The sequence below is a fragment of the Nonomuraea roseoviolacea subsp. carminata genome (assembly GCF_024172185.1).
Classification (GTDB): Bacteria; Actinomycetota; Actinomycetes; order Streptosporangiales; family Streptosporangiaceae; genus Nonomuraea; species Nonomuraea roseoviolacea.
Genome location: NZ_JAMZEC010000001.1, coordinates 8,787,020 through 8,802,716, shown reverse-complemented (window position 1 = coordinate 8,802,716; position 15,697 = coordinate 8,787,020). Strand labels below are relative to the sequence as shown.

General features: G+C 74.7%; 19 protein-coding genes. 9 read left to right on the top strand and 10 right to left on the bottom strand.

The features are described from left to right. Nucleotides 1-39 precede the first annotated feature (39 nt). Nucleotides 40-420 carry a hypothetical protein gene (locus tag HD595_RS40955; RefSeq protein WP_253779033.1) on the bottom strand — a complete coding sequence of 127 codons (381 nt, stop codon included), beginning with the start codon at nucleotides 418-420 and terminating at the stop codon, nucleotides 40-42. A gap of 140 nt (nucleotides 421-560) precedes the next feature. Here HD595_RS40955 and HD595_RS40950 point away from each other — a divergent pair, with 140 nt between their 5' ends. From HD595_RS40950 to HD595_RS40935, 4 genes are all read left to right on the top strand, one after another. After that, complete coding sequence (locus tag HD595_RS40950; protein ID WP_253779031.1) at nucleotides 561-929, top strand: hypothetical protein; 369 nt, start codon at nucleotides 561-563, stop codon at nucleotides 927-929. A 153-nt stretch (nucleotides 930-1,082) separates the two neighbouring features. Further along, the gene (locus HD595_RS40945) at nucleotides 1,083-1,373 is read left to right on the top strand and encodes a hypothetical protein (protein WP_253779029.1); all 291 of its coding nucleotides are present in this window, start codon (nucleotides 1,083-1,085) and stop codon (nucleotides 1,371-1,373) included. Continuing rightward, nucleotides 1,370-2,407: a rod shape-determining protein gene (locus tag HD595_RS40940; RefSeq protein ID WP_253779026.1), complete on the top strand. Its 1,038-nt coding sequence runs from the start codon at nucleotides 1,370-1,372 to the stop codon at nucleotides 2,405-2,407. The genes HD595_RS40945 and HD595_RS40940 overlap by 4 nt, the downstream gene beginning before the upstream one ends. 82 nt (nucleotides 2,408-2,489) lie before the next feature. Next, on the top strand, nucleotides 2,490-2,834 hold the full coding sequence (locus tag HD595_RS40935) for a TraR/DksA family transcriptional regulator (protein ID WP_253779024.1): 345 nt from the start codon (nucleotides 2,490-2,492) through the stop codon (nucleotides 2,832-2,834). 258 nt (nucleotides 2,835-3,092) lie between these two features. Here the strand turns inward: HD595_RS40935 and HD595_RS40930 are convergent, their stop codons facing one another. Both HD595_RS40930 and HD595_RS40925 read right to left on the bottom strand, forming a co-directional pair. Continuing rightward, entirely contained in the window at nucleotides 3,093-3,905 is an 813-nt protein-coding gene (locus HD595_RS40930; protein ID WP_253779022.1) for an alpha/beta fold hydrolase, read from the bottom strand. Nucleotides 3,906-3,916: 11 nt separating this feature from the next. Beyond that, complete coding sequence (locus HD595_RS40925) at nucleotides 3,917-5,110, bottom strand: MFS transporter (protein ID WP_253779019.1); 1,194 nt, start codon at nucleotides 5,108-5,110, stop codon at nucleotides 3,917-3,919. A gap of 81 nt (nucleotides 5,111-5,191) precedes the next feature. On the opposite strand from HD595_RS40925, the gene HD595_RS40920 reads away from it, so the two are divergent. After that, nucleotides 5,192-6,100, top strand: a complete 909-nt coding sequence (locus HD595_RS40920) for a LysR family transcriptional regulator (protein ID WP_253779017.1) — start codon at nucleotides 5,192-5,194, stop codon at nucleotides 6,098-6,100. Between the two features lie 383 nt (nucleotides 6,101-6,483). Next, entirely contained in the window at nucleotides 6,484-6,813 is a 330-nt protein-coding gene (locus HD595_RS40915; RefSeq protein WP_253779014.1) for a hypothetical protein, read from the top strand. 42 nt (nucleotides 6,814-6,855) lie between these two features. Here the strand turns inward: HD595_RS40915 and HD595_RS40910 are convergent, their stop codons facing one another. Both HD595_RS40910 and HD595_RS40905 read right to left on the bottom strand, forming a co-directional pair. Next, entirely contained in the window at nucleotides 6,856-7,632 is a 777-nt protein-coding gene (locus tag HD595_RS40910; RefSeq protein ID WP_253779011.1) for an SDR family oxidoreductase, read from the bottom strand. Between the two features lie 40 nt (nucleotides 7,633-7,672). Continuing rightward, nucleotides 7,673-8,476, bottom strand: coding sequence for an aminotransferase class IV family protein (locus HD595_RS40905; protein WP_253779008.1), 804 nt, complete (start codon nucleotides 8,474-8,476; stop codon nucleotides 7,673-7,675). 95 nt (nucleotides 8,477-8,571) lie between these two features. On the opposite strand from HD595_RS40905, the gene HD595_RS40900 reads away from it, so the two are divergent. Continuing rightward, nucleotides 8,572-8,916, top strand: a complete 345-nt coding sequence (locus HD595_RS40900; protein ID WP_253779005.1) for a MerR family transcriptional regulator — start codon at nucleotides 8,572-8,574, stop codon at nucleotides 8,914-8,916. 113 nt (nucleotides 8,917-9,029) lie between these two features. Here HD595_RS40900 and HD595_RS40895 read toward each other — a convergent pair whose 3' ends face one another. The 4 genes from HD595_RS40895 to HD595_RS40880 all read right to left on the bottom strand — a co-directional run bounded on the left by HD595_RS40895 (nucleotide 9,030) and on the right by HD595_RS40880 (nucleotide 13,915). Then, complete coding sequence (locus HD595_RS40895; RefSeq protein WP_253779002.1) at nucleotides 9,030-10,574, bottom strand: DUF7507 domain-containing protein; 1,545 nt, start codon at nucleotides 10,572-10,574, stop codon at nucleotides 9,030-9,032. A gap of 156 nt (nucleotides 10,575-10,730) precedes the next feature. Then, nucleotides 10,731-11,315 carry a hypothetical protein gene (locus tag HD595_RS40890; protein WP_253778999.1) on the bottom strand — a complete coding sequence of 195 codons (585 nt, stop codon included), beginning with the start codon at nucleotides 11,313-11,315 and terminating at the stop codon, nucleotides 10,731-10,733. 319 nt (nucleotides 11,316-11,634) lie between these two features. Next, nucleotides 11,635-12,867: an MFS transporter gene (locus tag HD595_RS40885; protein WP_253778996.1), complete on the bottom strand. Its 1,233-nt coding sequence runs from the start codon at nucleotides 12,865-12,867 to the stop codon at nucleotides 11,635-11,637. A 79-nt stretch (nucleotides 12,868-12,946) separates the two neighbouring features. Further along, nucleotides 12,947-13,915 carry a DUF5937 family protein gene (locus HD595_RS40880; RefSeq protein WP_253778994.1) on the bottom strand — a complete coding sequence of 323 codons (969 nt, stop codon included), beginning with the start codon at nucleotides 13,913-13,915 and terminating at the stop codon, nucleotides 12,947-12,949. Nucleotides 13,916-14,037: 122 nt separating this feature from the next. On the opposite strand from HD595_RS40880, the gene HD595_RS40875 reads away from it, so the two are divergent. After that, nucleotides 14,038-14,391, top strand: a complete 354-nt coding sequence (locus HD595_RS40875) for a DUF488 domain-containing protein (RefSeq protein WP_253778991.1) — start codon at nucleotides 14,038-14,040, stop codon at nucleotides 14,389-14,391. Nucleotides 14,392-14,514: 123 nt separating this feature from the next. Then, nucleotides 14,515-14,727, top strand: a complete 213-nt coding sequence (locus tag HD595_RS40870) for a DUF5708 family protein (RefSeq protein ID WP_253778989.1) — start codon at nucleotides 14,515-14,517, stop codon at nucleotides 14,725-14,727. Between the two features lie 13 nt (nucleotides 14,728-14,740). Here HD595_RS40870 and HD595_RS40865 read toward each other — a convergent pair whose 3' ends face one another. Beyond that, nucleotides 14,741-15,694, bottom strand: a complete 954-nt coding sequence (locus HD595_RS40865) for a class I SAM-dependent methyltransferase (RefSeq protein WP_253778987.1) — start codon at nucleotides 15,692-15,694, stop codon at nucleotides 14,741-14,743. Between the last annotated feature and the right edge of the window lie 3 nt (nucleotides 15,695-15,697).

Below are 15,697 nucleotides of genomic sequence, written 5' to 3'. Positions count from 1 at the left end.
GAGCCTCCACGGGCTTTCGTCGACGAACGGGAACGAGCGTCAGCGCGTGGAGGCGGGCGGGGCGCGGGCCGGGGCCGCACGGCGGTCCGGCCTCGGGCGGAGCGGGATGAGGGCGTCCACGACGGCCGCCCGCCGCGAGCCCAGGACGGGGACAGCCGTGCCGGGCAGCACGGCCAGGCCGCCGGACGCGGCCGGCGCCATGGCGAGCGGGTGCCCGCGCGAGGCGCGTTCCTCGTGCGGGTGTCCCGGCGCCCGGAGGACGTGGGTGAGGACGGCCGCGAGTGCCTGAACCGACGACGGATGGGACGGCGGCGCGAGCCACCCGGGCTCCCCGGCAGACGTGGGGGCCGGGCCGTTCGCCGCGATCGGGGCGAGCAGATGCAGCAGGAGGACGAGCGCGGCGGCCAGGCGAGTGCGCACGCGTCCTCCTCTCCCGGTCTCGTGCCGGGTCTCGGTGCGGGGGGTGGGTTCTTGGCCACCGTACCCCGCCGCGCCCGTCCGGGTGATCTGGCTGGTGAGGGCAGGTGCCTTTCCGCGCGGGCTGGGCTATGGTCGGGCCTATGACGGGACCGTGGAGGACACCACGTGGGTCCGCCGCGTTCACGGGCGTGGTGGGCCTGGTCCTGTTGTGCCTGCTGATGATCGGCTCGCTCCCCGCCTGGTACGGCGGCGACCCGGGGCACCGTTCGGCCGCGGCCGGGCAGACCTGGGTCCCCGGGGCGGGCGACGGTCAGCTGTCGAGCCTGCCGCCGCAGAACACGGGCGTCCGCGAGCACCACGTGCTGTGGCTGGCGCTGCGCGGCGAGCGCGCCGTCGAGGCCGCCCACGGCCCGCTGCTGCCCGCGCCGGGCCTCGGCTCGGCCGCGATCCGCGATCCCCAGCAGGTCGGACACCGCGCCACGGGTTCACGCAGCCCGCCGCTGATCTAGCCGTCCGCTCTTCGATCTCCTGTACGCGCGCCCGCACGCCCGGGTGTCGCGCGCCCCTGCCCCACGCCGCCTGACGGCCGGGCCGGGGCCGGCATCGCCATCCCGTCTCTCGCCGTGGATGGCCCTTCACGTACGCAAGGAGCCGTCGTCGTCATGGCCGACGTCAGATCAGTTCACACCCTTCTGCAGCGTTACGACCAGCACCTGGAGCGGCTGGAGGAGCTGCGCGCCCTGCTCCACGACCGGCTCGCCGCCGCCCGTTCCCGGGGCGACCACGAGCGGGCGGCCGCGGTCGGGGCGGCGCTCGAACGCATGGACCGCGCCGTCTACGGCGTGTGCCGCAGGTGCGGGACGCTCATCGCGTTCGAGCAACTGCTGAGGGCGCCGGAGCGGCAGGCATGCGACGGCTGCGCCGCCCTGTCCGGCCGCGGGGAGGCGGCGTGAACGCCCCGGTGCGGCAGGCGTTCGTGGCGCTCGACCTGGGGACGGCGCGGACCCGGTCGCTGTCGGCGGGCGGGTTCGCGATCGCCGACCGCCCCTCGGCCGTGCCCGCCCATCCACGCCGACCCACCGCGCACGCCCACGGCCGGAGCACCGCGCCCGATCAGGGATGGGCCACCGCCCCCGATCGGGAGGAGGGCGTCGCGCCCGGCCGGGGCCGGAGCGCCGCGCCTGACCGGGCCCGAACGCCCGACCCCGACCGGGGCTGGACGCCCGCGCCAGGGGCCCACGGCGGGGCGACCATGCCTGGCGACCTGGGTGAAGTCGCCACGCTCGGCCACCGGGGCCGGGCGGGCGCGCCCGGCGATCCTGGCCGGACGGCCACGCCCGGGCCCGGGCTGGTGCGGCCCCTGCGGCACGGCATGGTCGCCGACCCGGGCGCCTGTCACCGGCTGGTCCGGCTCGTGCTGCACGACGCCCGGCTGAGCGGCGCGTGGCCGCTGGACCGGGTGCTGGCGGGCGTGCCGGTGGCCGCCACGGCGAGCGACCGCGCCGCGGTGCGCACCGCGGTGAGCGAGGCCGCCGAGTGCGCGGTGACCCTCGTCGAGGAGCCCCTGGCCGCGGCGGTCGGCGCCGGGCTGGACGTCACCGGCTCCCGGCCGGTGCTGCTGCTCGACGTGGGGGCGGGCATCGTCGAGGCGGTCGTCATCCGCGACGGCGTCGTCACCGACGCGCTGGCCCTCCAGCTGAGCGCCACGACGAGGACGGGCCTGCCGTCGTACGCCCTCGACGGGGTCGTGGAGATGACCGCCCGTCTGCTGCGCCGCCTGCCCGCGCGGCTGCGTCCGGCCGCGCGCGACGGTGGCCTGTTCCTGACCGGCGGCGGAGCGCTGCAACCGGGGCTGACGCACCGGCTGCGGGAGACGCTGCGGCTGCCGGTCGAGGTCGCGCCCGACCCGGCCCACGCCACCGTACGCGGCCTGACCCGCCTGTGCCTGCGACCGGCCCTGGCCGGCGGCCTCGCCGCCGGCCGCTGAGCGACCCGCCGTCGAGCCGCCCCGTGCCGGCCGGCCACCGGGCCGCCGGCCCATGACCACTTCCCGAAAGGACCGCTTCACCATGACCACCGGAACCAGCGGACAGACCCACCTGAGCAGCGTGCAGATCGACGTCCTGCGCCAGGAACTGCAGGAGCAGCTCGCCCGGCGCCGCGGCCACCTGGCCGGCCTGCAGGAGGCGGCGAGCGAGGGCACCGGGGCCGACGAGACCTGGCAGGAGCTGTCGGTCTCCATCGTCACCGCCGACCGCGCCGTCGCCGAGCTCACCCAGGCGCTCGACCGGCTGGCGGAGGGCCGCTACGGCCGCTGCGCCGAGTGCGAGGCGGGGATCCCGTTCGAACGGCTGAAGATCCGCCCGCTGGCCCGCTACTGCATCGCCTGCCAGCGCCGGCACGAGGCCGCCTGACCCGCCGGACCACCCGCCTGACCCGCGGAACATGCCCGGCGGCTGGACCTCGGGGCTCGCTCGCCCGTCCGGCACGCGGAACATGTCCGGCTGCCGGATCTCCGCGCCCGCGCGGGGTCGTGCGCTGCTCCCGGCCATGAGCAGCGCCGCCCCTCACCGTGGGCAGAGCCGCCGGCGAGCGTGAGCAGGGCCACCGGCGGCCGTGAGCAGGTTCACCCGCGGCCGTGAGCGGGACCGCCTCCCTCCGGCAGGACCGTGTCAGGCGTGCATGCGGCCCGCCAGGAAGTCCAGCACGACCGGCGTGGCGTAGTCCTGGAACTCCTCGAAGTAGGCGTGCCGGGCGCCCGCGACCAGGATCATCCGCGCGCCCGGGATGCGCTCGGCCAGCAGCGGCGCGTTGTCGGCCGGGGTCATCAGGTCGTCGGTGCCGTGCAGCACCAGGGTCGGCGCGGTGATGGCGGGCAGGACGTCCCAGGCGTCGTGGCCGTTGCTGGCCGCCAGGTGCCGCCGCCGGGCGTGGGCGGGCATGCCGGGGTCTCCGGTCGTGTGGTACGGCCCGGGATGGGCGGCCAGCCAGCGCGGCGTGTACATCAGCTCGGCCAGCGCCCGCCCGGCCGCGTCCCGGTCCGGCTGGGCGAGCGCCCTGCGCACGGTGTTGTCGCGCTCGACGCCGTGCCGGCCGCCCGGCGAGGTGCAGCCGAGCACGAGCGAGCCGACCCGGCCGGGATGGTCGGCGGCCAGCCACTGCGCGACCCGCCCGCCCATGGACATGCCGTAGACGTGGGCCCGCTCGACGCCGAGGTCGTCGAGGACGGCGACCACGTCGGCGGCGAGCGTCCGGGTGGTGTACGGCTCGTCGGGCTTGCCGCTGGCGCCGGTGCCGCGCCAGTCGAGGGTGATCGTGCGGTGGGCGTCCTCGAAGCCGGCGCGGACGCCGTCCCACCAGTGGTGGCTGTTGGCCTGGCCGGACAGCAGCACGAGGGGCTCGCCCCGGCCGCCGGTCTGGTGGGCCAGGGAGACGCCGTCGGGGGCGACGGCCGTACCGGTGACGATGCCGGCGAGTGGGGACATGATCGCGTACCTCACGGGGTGTCGAAGCGGCGGGCCAGGGCGACGAGCAGCCCGGCCACGGCGGTCAGGACGATGGCGCCGGTGATGACACTGGACCATCCGGCACTCTGCCACCGGTAGGCGGCCAGCGCGCCGAACACCGAGCTGCCGGCGTAGTAGGCGAGCAGGTACAGGCCGGCGGCCTGGCCCACGCCGACGCCCACCCGCTGCGCCCGGTCGGAGACCCAGCCGCTGACCAGCGAGTGCGTGCCGAGGAAGGCGAAGGTCAGCACCCCCAGGCCGGCCACGATGGCCGGCAGCGCGCTCATGCGGGTCAGCAGCACGCCCGCCCCCAGCAGGGCGACGCCGTGCAGCGCCGCCGGGCCGCGCCCGCGCCGCAGCGCCAGCCGGCCGGCGGCCAGCGGCGCCGGTATCCCCACAGGGTAGGCGAGGAAGGCCAGCGCCGCGGCGCCGCCCAGCAGGTACGGCGCGCTCTCCAGGCGGAAGGCCAGCGCGTTGCACAGGCCGACGAACGCGCCCATGGTCGCCGCGCCCGCCAGGCACAGCACGACCAGGGTGGGGTCCTTGAGGGTGCGGCCGGTGTTGGCGAGCAGGCCGCCCAGGCGCGGGCTGGACCGCTCGAAGTGCCGGGAGGGCGGGACCAGCGCCCACAGGCCGATCCCGCACACCAGCGTGACGACGCCGACGGCGGCGCTCGCGCCCGTCCAGCCCCACAGCTCGTGCAGCGGTCCGGGCAGCAGCCGGCCGGCGGCGCCGCCGAGCGCGGTGCCCATGATGTACGTGGCGTTGGCGCGCACGTGGGAGCCGGGCGGCGTCTCCTCACGCAGGTAGGCCAGCGCCACGGCGGGCAGCCCGGCCAGGGCGACGCCCTGCAGGCCGCGCAGGACGAGCAGGCTGTGCCAGGTGGGCGCGAACGCGGTCGCCAGGCCGAGCACCCCGGAGGCGACCAGCGACAGCCGCATGATCCCCACCCGGCCGGTCATGTCCGAGAGCGGGCCGACGAACAGCAGCGCCACGGCCATCGTGATCGTGGCCAGCGACAGGACCGCCGTGGACGCGGAGGCGCTCACGCCGAAGTGGCGCGCGACGCCGGGCAGCAGCGGCTGGACGTAGTAGAGGGCCAGGAAGTTCGCCAGCCCGCCGCACATCAGCCCGTACCTGATCCGGCGGTGGACGCGCTCCTCCGCCCCGACTGTGGAGGACACGGCCCCGATGCTGCCCCACCGGCTCTGATGCGCAAAATGCAGCGTTTGACGTAGCTGATGCCGTTCGCGCATCATCGCTGGATGGACGTGCAGACGCTGCGCTGGTTCCTGTCGTTGTGTGACACAGAGAACATGCGCGACACCGCGGCGCTGGAAGGCGTCAACCAGTCCACGCTGTCGCGGGCGCTGGCCCGCCTCGAGGCGGACCTGGGAGTGGAGCTGTTCCACCGGCGCGGGCGGCGGCTGGCCGTCAACCGGTTCGGCGCGTTGCTGCGCGAGCACGCCGCGCGGGCCGTCGCCGACCTGGACGACGCCCGCCGCCGGGTGGACGCGCTGGCCAACCCCGACACGGGCCTGATCCGGCTGGGGTTCCTGCACTCGGTGGGGCGGTGGCTGGTGCCGCAGATCCTGCGCGACTACCGCGCGGTCACCCCGGGCATCCGGTTCGAGCTGCGCCAGGGCTTCGCCCGCGAGCTGCTGGCCTGGCTGCACGACGGCGACATCGACGCCGCGCTGGTCACCCCGCCGCCGCCCGGCAGCGGCGCCCGCTGGCACCGCCTGCGCGAGCAGCGGCTGTGCATCGCCCTGCCCGCCGACCACCCGCTGGCGGCCGTCCCCGCGCTCACGTTGCGCGACGTGCGGGCCGAGCCGTTCGTCGCCTTCTCCCCGACCACGGACCTGCGCCGGGCGATCGACGCGCTGTGCCAGGAGGCGGGGTTCGAGCCGGTCATCGCGTTCGAGAGCGAGGAGATCGCCACCGTGCGCGGGCTCATCGCCGCCGGGCTCGGCGTCGGCATCCTGCCGCTGCCCGCCACGCCCGAGGTGGACGACCCGGCGTACCGGCCGCTGGTCCCGGCCCAGCACCGCCCGATCGGCCTGGTGTGGAACCCGCCCCCGCACCCCACGGCCGCCGTCGCCTGCTTCGTGGAGCACCTGACCCGCGCGCCTGCCGGCGGCGGGAGTCACGCGGCCGTGGTCGGCACCCGGTAGCGGGGACGTCCGGCATGGGCGGGCCGACGGGGGTGACGACCGTGGCGGTCGCCGGGTGGCCCGACGGGGCGGGCGTGACGGCGTACACGGTGATCGATTCGCCGGGCTCGATGAACGGGCCGAGATGGTCGCGGTCCTGGTCGCTGCAGAGGCAAGGGCCGCCGGCGGGCTTGTACGGGAGGATCCAGGCGTGGGCACGGGCGTCGAGGACGCCGATGCCGGAGGCCCACTTGATCTCGCCGAGCGGGCGGGTGTGGTCGCCCATCTCGCCGGCCCAGGACAGGTTCTTGTCCGTGCCGGTGTTGGACAGGCGGACCTGGATGATCAGGTGCCGGCTTTTGACGCGGTGGAGACCGACGACCTCGACCTTGAGGTCCGGGGTCATGGTGCTGCGGGTCTCGGCCAGGGCGGGGCGGGTGCCCTGGCCCGACGGGGTCGCCGTGGTTCCCGGGGTGCCCATGGCCGGGGTGCTCGCGCCCGGGGTGCTCGGGGCCGGGGTGCCGGCCGCGGGGGTTTCCGCGGGCGGCCGTGGCCCGGCGTCCCGCGACGGCAGCACGCCGCATCCGGTCGCCGCCAGTACGAGAGGGACGCCCAGGGCCAGGATCCGGCGAGTCGACGGGACGCCTGTCGTCACGGTGCGCTCCTTGCGGGGGAACTCGGTGCGGCCGTTCCGGGAGGGGCCGCGGCGCGGGACAATCTCCCAGGTCGCCTGACCTCGCTGCGCGCCGCGGGGGCGTCACCCGGCTGGCGGGCGCTCAGCTGAAGTGCTGGCCGGCGTTGACGTCGAGGGTGGCGCCGGTGACGGAGCGGGCCTGGTCGGAGGCGAGGTAGATCACGGCCCGGGCGACGTCCTCCTCGGTGGCGATGCGGCGCAGGGCCATCGCCGACACGTCGCGCGCCCGGATCTCCTCGAACGTCACCCCCTCGGCCGCCGCCCTGGCGCGCATCCACTCGTCCAGCGTCTCCGAGGCGATCCAGCCGGGCGCCACGCAGTTCACGCGCACCCCGTACGGACCGAGCTCGTCGGCCAGGCAGTGCGACAGCAGGTGGACCGCCGCCTTGCCGGCCGCGTAGTCGCTGCGTCCCGCGTAGCCCGCGCGCGAGGACATCGACGTGACGTTCACGATCGCCCCGGACCCGCGGGCGACCATGTGCGGCGCGATGAACCGGCAGGCCAGCAGCGTGCCGTACGCCGCGATGTCCACCGCCGCGCGCCAGGCCGCGAGGTCGGCCCGCGTCATGTCCAGCACGTTGCGGCGGTACGAGCCGGGGAAGGCGGCGTTGACCAGGACGTCGGCCCCGCCGAAGCGCTCGGCGACGAGGCCGGCCAGCCGTTCGACGTCCTCCGGGCGGGAGACGTCGGCCACCACGGCGCGCGCTCTGGGAACCTCGGCGGCCGTCCGCTCGACGGTCGCCGCCGTGCGTGCCGCGACCACGACGCGGGCGCCCTCGTCGGCCATGAGCCGCGCCAGCGTGCGCCCCAGCCCGGGGCCCGCCCCGGTGATCACCGCCACCTTGTCCCGCAACAGCACCCGCTCACCCTACCAAGCGCTAGGTGCGATCTCCAGGCGCTCACGGCGCGACGAGCGGCTCCGACTCGTACGCCCGGTGCAGCACCTCCACGAACGACGGCGCCTCCGGCAGCGACACGGACCCGATCCGGCGCACCGCCACCCCCGGTGTCCACGAGTTCATGACCACGGCGCCCGCCAGCGCCGGCAGATCGGCGGGCCGCACCTCCTGGACGCGCTGCGGCACACCCAGCGCGTCCAGCCGCCGGCGGACGACACCCATGGTGGTCCCGCCGAGCATCTCCGCCTCCGGCCACACCACCGCGGAGCCGTCCCAGAAGGCCAGGTTCCAGATCGTCGCCTCGCTGAGCCGGCCGTGGCGGTCGGCGAACGCGGCGTCGTCGAAGCCCTGCTCGACGGCCCGGCGCAGGTAGTACGTCTTGGCCACCTCGCCGACGTGCTTCACGCCCGGCAGGACCCGTTCGTACGCGACGACCGCCAGGGCCAGCGGGCCGCGGGGGCCGGACGCGGCGGGCCCGGTCCGCACCAGCAGCTCGGGCTCCGCGCCGCTCCCGCCCGCCGTGAACTCGCCCTCCGGGGAGTACACGGTGGCCGTCAGGGAGACGTCGTCCGGACCGGCCGACAGCGCCGCCCGCAGGCGGTCCCGTACCAGGTCGTCGGGCAGCGCCCGGCCGAACAGCTCCACCGAGGCGGCCCGCAGCCGCGCCAGGTGCAGGTCGAGGCCCCTGACCCGGCCGCCGCGCGCCTGCATGGCGGTGAAGTGGGCGTAGCCGGCGAAGGCGAGCGGCGCCAGCTCCGCGGCGCTCGCCGGGCGCCCGTCACGGTGCACCACGAAAGAGGACATAGATCACTCCTAGGGAAATCGTGTGGAATGTCCGCTGACGAGGTGACGTTAGGGGCTGACATCGATGGCAAGGTCAAACGCGGGGGAGCGGTCGCATGCTGATCGGTGAGTTGTCCCGGCGCACCGGGGTGAGCGCGCGGCTGCTGCGCTACTACGAGGCGCAGGGACTCCTCGACGCCGGGCGCGGCACGAACGGCTACCGCTCCTACGACGAGGACGCCGTGGTCACCGTGCGGCAGATCCGCGCCCTGCTGGGCGCCGGCCTGTCCACCGAGGTCATCCGCGAGGTGCTGCCCTGCGTGCGGGGCGAGCGCCCGGAGTTCGAGTGGTGCGCGGAGCTGTGGGACGTCCTCAACGGGGAGCTGGCCGCCATGGACGCGCGCATCGACGACCTGCGGCGAAGCCGCGGCGCCCTCGCCGGCTTCCTGACCCGCCCCTGACGGCTCGCCGTACTCCCGCTCGATGGACCAGGAGTACGGCGTGCCGGGCAATGCGTCGATGCGACTGCCTTCTCGGGGCACATATGCGACAGACGAGGGCCGGCGTCCGGTCGCTAGTTCTTCGCGGGCTGCCCGGTTCCCTTGACGCAGTACGGGCAGAAGGGTTCGGGGTCGACGCAGATCTTGACGCTGTCGGAGTTGTTGGCGGGATCGAGATCCAGCTCCTTGCCGTCGGCGCTGGCCTTGTTGGTCGTCTCTGCGATCGCTGTGGCCTTGGCATGGACGGTCAACGTGGCCGAGGCGCCACTGGCCAGGGAACCGACCGTCCATATCCCGCTCGCCGGCGCGTAGGCCCCGTCGGAGGCCGTGGCGGACACGAAGGCGAGGTTGGACGGCAGCACGTCCTTGACCGTGACCCCCGTCGCGTCGTTCGGGCCGGCGTTGCGCACGGTGACGCGGTAGACGACGGTCTGGCCCACGGTCACCCTCGTCGCGTCGGCGGACTTGACCACACTCAGGTCCACGGCCGGGTTGACCTCGGTGACGGCGTCGCCGCTGGTGGAGGTCAGCCGCTCCGGCTCAGGGCCGAGCCGGTTCTCGTAGCCGACCGTCCCCTGGTTGGTCACCTTCCCGCCCGCTGCGTCCCGACCGACCTTGACCTTGAACTCCACGGTGGTGCCGCCGGGCAGGCTCGCGGTGGTGGGCAGCGAGCCGCCGGCCGCGGGGGTGGCGCCGTTCCCCAAGGTGAAGGAGATCTTGCCGGCCGCGGCGTCGAACGTACCCTGGTCGTCGCCCGCCTGATCGGTCTTGTCCCCGCTGCCCGGGCCGTCGACCACCCGGAGCGAGCCGGGCACGAAGGTGGTCCCCGCCGGGACGGTGTCGGAGAGGCGCACGTTCTCCGCCGTGGCGCCGCCCTTGTTGACCGCGGTGATCCGGTAGGTGATCACATCTCCGACGTCGACCGGCCCCTGCGGGCTCGCGGTCTTGCTGAGGACGACGCATGGCGGAGTCGCGAAGGAGATGTCATCGAGCAGGTTGCCGATGGCGCGGTTCCCCCCCGCCGCCGAGACGGAGCGGAAGGCGAACCTGGTGGTCGTCTGGCCGGCGGGCACGATGTAGGTGCCGGAGTAGGTGCCCCAGTTCCCGGTGCCGTCCGACATGACCTGCTGTTGCACCGGGGCCGCCGGAGCGCCGATGTCCACGGCCATCGTGTCGACCCCCAGCCGGCCGCGGTGGGACAGCCGCCAGTACATCTTCGTCCCCGGGGTGGTCGCGCGGTCCTGGTACAGGGTCGAGACCTGGTTGGCGTTCAGCTCGGCGAGTTGCCTGCCCTCCTTGGGCGGGGTGTTGGTCGGGTTGGGCGGGCTGGCCCACAGCTCGATCATGTGGTCGGTGGCGGTGGTGAGCCAGCCGGGCACGTGGTTCGGCGCGCCGGCCTGCGAGGCGTCGGGGAACAAGGCCCATCCCCCGCTGCTGACGACCGGTTGCTCGAAACCGCCGTTGACCAGCGACACCTGGTCGGGGCACGAGGCGGGATCCGGCGCGACCCGCGGAACCGCCGGGGCGGCGTCGGCCGGGACCGCGCCGAACAGCGTCAGCGGAAGGGCCACCGCCGCGAGAGCGGCGACCGGGTAACACATCCCTCGGATGTGCCTCATCGTGGTGTTCCTCTCGTCGTGGAGAACTGCCTTCATCCACTGGGCCGGGTAAGCGGGCGCCCCTCGCGGTGAACCTGGGCGTCAGGGACCACTGTCATGCCGGCCTCAGCCATCACCGCCAGCGCGGCGATCACCGCGCTCGGCGGTGGCTGCGCGTCACACCTGAGGCGGCTTCACGTACGTCACCCGGACGTTCAGGTAGGTCGAGCCCCCATAGTCATGTCCACGGATGGCGAGCAGGTTGCAGCACTCCAGGTACTCCGCCGGGACGACGACGTCGATCGCGCCGGTCCTGCAGTAACCGCTCCTGACCGACTGCACGAGATGGCCGTTCAGATAGACCTGGGCGTCGTTGTCGATCGTTCCTTCGATGCGGACCTGCTGGGCGTTCCGCGGGAGATGGAGCCAGTGGCGCACCAGGATGTCGGTGTTGCGCGCCCATGGCGTCTTGACGTTCGCGGGGGTGTTGAACGAGCAGCCGCCGGCGGTGCCGAAGCCGGCCTGACCCGTCGGCCACTCACTGTCGTCGAAGCCCCGCTCGTAGAACAGGGGGACGTCGGTTGCGGGCGGCACCTGCCGGTACCTCCAGCCCGTGCTGTTGTAGTCGAGTTCCGTCACGACGCTCTCGCGCCCGTTCGCGGGCTGGGCTGCGAACGCCGGTGAGGTGACGGACATGGCCATGGTGGCCAGCAGCGCAGCCGCCGCCACTCCTGTGGACAGCGAACGCGACGGTTTCGGCATGAGCGGTCTCCTTGTCGATGGCTCGAGATGGTCCCTACGGGAGCGCGGCGAAATCCGGGTACGGCCATCGCGGGAAGGCCGACCCGTTGGTGCGCTCGCGGATCCGGGGACACAGAACCACACCCGCCATCAGCCGAACGGCGGCGACCTCGGCATCCGTTGTTTCTTGCCGAAGGATTTCCTCTCGTGTTCCCGAGCTGCGGCCCTCGTCGTGGCCGCCAATTCGGTCAGCCCGGGACAGACACCGCAGCCGCGACGTCCGATCGTCCGCTCGGATCGCAAGAAGTCCGACACCCCGCCCGCCCTGCTCGACCCGTCGCTACCCCGCCGCCGAGCCGCCGTCCGGGACGGCGGGCGGTCCGCAGGCCCGTACGCGGCGGTCGAGCGCCGGCATCAGGAGGTAGGCGAACACGGCGCAGAGGGCGCCGGTCGCGGCGCAGGCCCACCACAGCGCGTGAGCCTGGAGCAGGACGGCGCCGGCGGCCGGGCCGGCGAAACGGGCGACGGCGGCGGTCCAGCCGTACAGGGCCTGATAGGTGCCGTGCGCCCCCTCCGGCGTCAGGTCGGCGACGAGCGTCGCCTCGAAACCGGCCATGCCGATCTCACCGATCGACCACAGCACCACCGTGACCACGTAGTGCCACGGGTGGACGGCCAGGCCGGTCAGCGCCAGCCCGGCCCCGACCACGGCCATGGACACGCCGAGGACGGGCAGGCGCGGCAGAGGCGACAGCCAGGCGATGAACACCGGCTGGAAGATCACGACGATGGCGCCGTTGAGGGTGATGAGCAGCCCGTGCAGGGACGCGGGCAGGCCGTCGGCGGCCAGGGCCAGCGGCAGCGCGTACGCGGCCTGCGCGTACAGGATCAGCCCGAGCAGCAGCAACAGCAGCGCCAGCAGCAGCAGCCGGTCCCGCGCCGCGACCGCGTAACCGTTGCGGGCCGGTCTGGGGACCGCGCGGTCGCGGCCGCGCGGGATGCCGACGGCCACGATGACGGCGAAGGCGACGCCGGTCGTCACGTCGAGCGCGACCAGGAGCCAGAAGCCGTGCGCGAGCAGCACCCCGGCGACGGCGCCCGCGACGGCGGCTCCCGCGTTGACCGCCCAGTGCATGAGCCCGAAGGCCCTGGCGCGCAGGTGCGGGGGAGTGGTCTCGGCGACCAGCGCCGAGGCGGCCGGCCGGTAGACGTCGCCGGCCAGCCCCATCGCCAGGGCCGCCGCCGTCAGCCCGGTCAGGTCGCCGGCGGCGGCGATGAGGACGAGGCAGCCCGCCGTCGCCAGCAGGCCGCCGATCAGAGTGGTCCGGCGGCCGAGCCGGTCGGCCAGGTAGCCGCCCAGCGGCTGGCCGCCGAGGCCGCCGAGGCCGTAGGCGCTGACGACCGCGGCGACCTGGCCGGCCGTGTACCCGCGGCCGGCCAGGTGGAAGGCCAGGAACGGCAGGACGACACCGCCGAGCCTGTTGACGAGCTGGCCGGAGAACAGCAGCCAGAACACCCTGGGCAGCCCCCGGAAGACGGTGGCGCGGGCGGGCGTGGGAGCCGTGGTGGTCATGGCTGCCATGGTGCGGGCGGCCCGCGGCGCGGGCGACACATTCGGCCCCCGCCGAATCCGCCTCTTCCGGGGCAGGTGTTCAGGCGCCGAGCAGCGCGTCGGCCCGCGGGGTGCGGACGTACAGCATCGAGCGGCCGACGCGGTGCTTGGCGACCAGCCCGGCCGTCAGCAGCAGCGTGAGCTGCTCGGAGACGTTGCCGGTCGACAGCCCTGTCCGGCGGGCGAGGTCCGTCGTGGAGGCGGGGGTGTCGAGCTCGCCGAGCAGCAGGGCCCGGGTACGGCCGATCACCGCGGCCAGTGCCCCGGGGGCGGGTGCGGTGCCGCGTTCCCACAGCGTGGCGACGGCGCGCACCGGATAGGTGATGACGGGCTGGCCGGGTGAGTCGGTGCGGTGGAACAGGCCCGGCCAGACGAACACCGACGGCACCAGCACCAGGCCCTCGCCCGTCAGCGTCCGCGACAGCGCCTCGGGCTGATCCTGCAGGCGCAGCCGGCGATCCGTCCAGCGCATGGCCGGGTGCAGGTCGGCGAACACCCCGGCCGGCCCCTCCTCGGCCAGGCGCCGGGTGCGGTACAGCAGGTCGCCTTCGAGCAGGGCGCGCATCCGGGGCCAGTGCGGGGCGATCGCGAGCCGCCAGTACGCCTCGACGGCCCGAGCCAGCCGCTCCAGGGCCGGCGCCGGGTTCTCGTACAGCTCGCGCGCGGCCCCCGCCGGCCGTCCGGACCGGCCGGCGGCGCGCTTCAGATCACCGCGGATGACCTCGTGCGGCAGGGCGCGCAGCGCCGACAGCTCGGCGGCCAGGTCCGGAACCGGGGTGGTGGGGATGGGGCAGAGGAAGTCGGGGATGCAGGTGCCCGCCGGGACGAGGTCGAGCAGGGGCGCCACGTCGGCGCCGAGCCGGGGTCGTACGCGCTCGAACCACGGCAGGTGCAGCGACCGGCCCGCCGGGGCGCGCAGCGCGCGGACGCTGGCGGCGACCTCCCTGAGCGGGGAGTACGCGAACCTGATGGAGGTCAGGTCGTAGGCGGAGAAGGCCAGCGTGAGCATGCCCGGGGCTCCTTGGATTCGGCTGGGCCGAATGTAGCGCAGGCGCCGCCTGTGACGATTGCGCGAGAACCCGCTCCGGCCGGGAACCTCCTACCAGGAGGACGACGGACGGGGGAGACGCCATGACCGGGGTCAGGGTGCGGCGGGTCTACGAGGAGCCGGCGGGCGACGACGGGACGAGGGTGCTGGTCGACCGGGTCTGGCCCCGGGGGCTGTCCAAGGCCGCGGCCCGGCTCGACGAATGGTGCAAGCAGGTCGCGCCGTCCACCGAGCTGCGCCGCTGGTACGGCCACGACCCCGACCGGTTCGCCGAGTTCACCGGCCGCTACCTCGCCGAGCTGGAGGAGCCCGAGCGGGCGCAGGCGCTGGAGCGCCTGCGCCGCCTCGCCGGGGACGGCCCCCTGACGCTGCTCACCGCGACCGTCCGCGCCGACATCAGCCACGCCGCCGTGCTGGCCGGGCTCCTCGACGCCTGAACGTCACACGAAAGATGTAGCCGGATCTCCTCTCGCGGCAGGAAGCGCGCCCGCCCGGATCATCACTAGATTTCCGGACGAACGGGGCGTCATGTCCCCCTGGTGAAAGGAATTGAGGCTCGCATGACCTCCGCTCGCAAGACGCTGCTCACCGGCCTGGCCACGTTCGCGGGCGGGCTCGCGTTGTGGCTGTTCGGGCTGGACGAGGAGATCTTCATCTTCACACCGTCGAAGATCGGCGTGGTGCTGATGGTCGTCGGCGGGGTGGAGACCCTGTACGGGGTGTACAAGGTGGTCAGCGGCACCGGCGACGGCGCCGCGTCCGGCCACCGGTAGCCGCTCGGGGGCGTCACCGGGTGCCGGTGACCACGGTCGCGTACAGCTCGTCCGAGTGCGTCACCCGGGGGGTGAGGCCGGCACGGGCCATGGTCTCGGCGGTGTTCGCGGCCTGCCGTTCGCTCGTCTCCACCAGGAGGTGCCCGCCGGGGGCCAGCCAGAGCGGCGCCCCGGCGATCACGCGGCGGACGATGTCGAGCCCGTCCGCGCCCCCGTCCAGCGCCAGCAGCGGCTCGTGCTCGCGCGCCTCGGCGGGCAGCAGCCCGATGGCGTCGGTCGGCACGTACGGGGGGCTGGCCAGCAGGACGCCGATCCGGCCGCGCAGCCGCTCGGGAAGCGGCTCGTAGAGGTCGCCCTGATGAACGTGACCTCCGGCGGGGGCGAGGTTACGCCGGGCACAACGGACGGCGACGGGATCGAGATCGGCGGCGTGCAGCTCGACGGGGCTCCCGTCGGCGGTGCGTGTCTCCGCAAGGCGTCCGCCGCCGGCGTGCATGTCGCCGTCGACAGCCCTTTCCTCCGCGGCCGGCGTGGAGAGGGCGGCCGCCACGGCGGCGCCGAGCGCGCCCGAACCGCAGCACAGATCGACGACCACCAGCCGGCGCCCGGCAGCGAGGCCGCCGGGGGCGGCGGCGGGACCGCCGGCGTCTGGCACGGGACCGGCGGCGCCGTCGGCGAGCGTCCGCCGGGCCAGGTCGATCGCCTGTGCCGCCAGGAACTCGCTGCGGCGGCGCGGCACGAAGACCCCGGGATCGAGGGTCACCCGGAGACCGCGGAACTCGGCCCAGCCGAGCACCTGCTCAAGGGGAAGCCCGGCGACGCGCCGGTCCACCATCACGGCGAGGTCGGCGGGGGTGCGCGCGGTGGAGGTGAGCAACTCGGCCTCGTCCTCGGCGAAGACGCAGCCGGCCGCTCTGAGCCGGGCCGTGATGGCGGAGGGAGTGAGGGAAAGCGGTGAAACTGACATGAA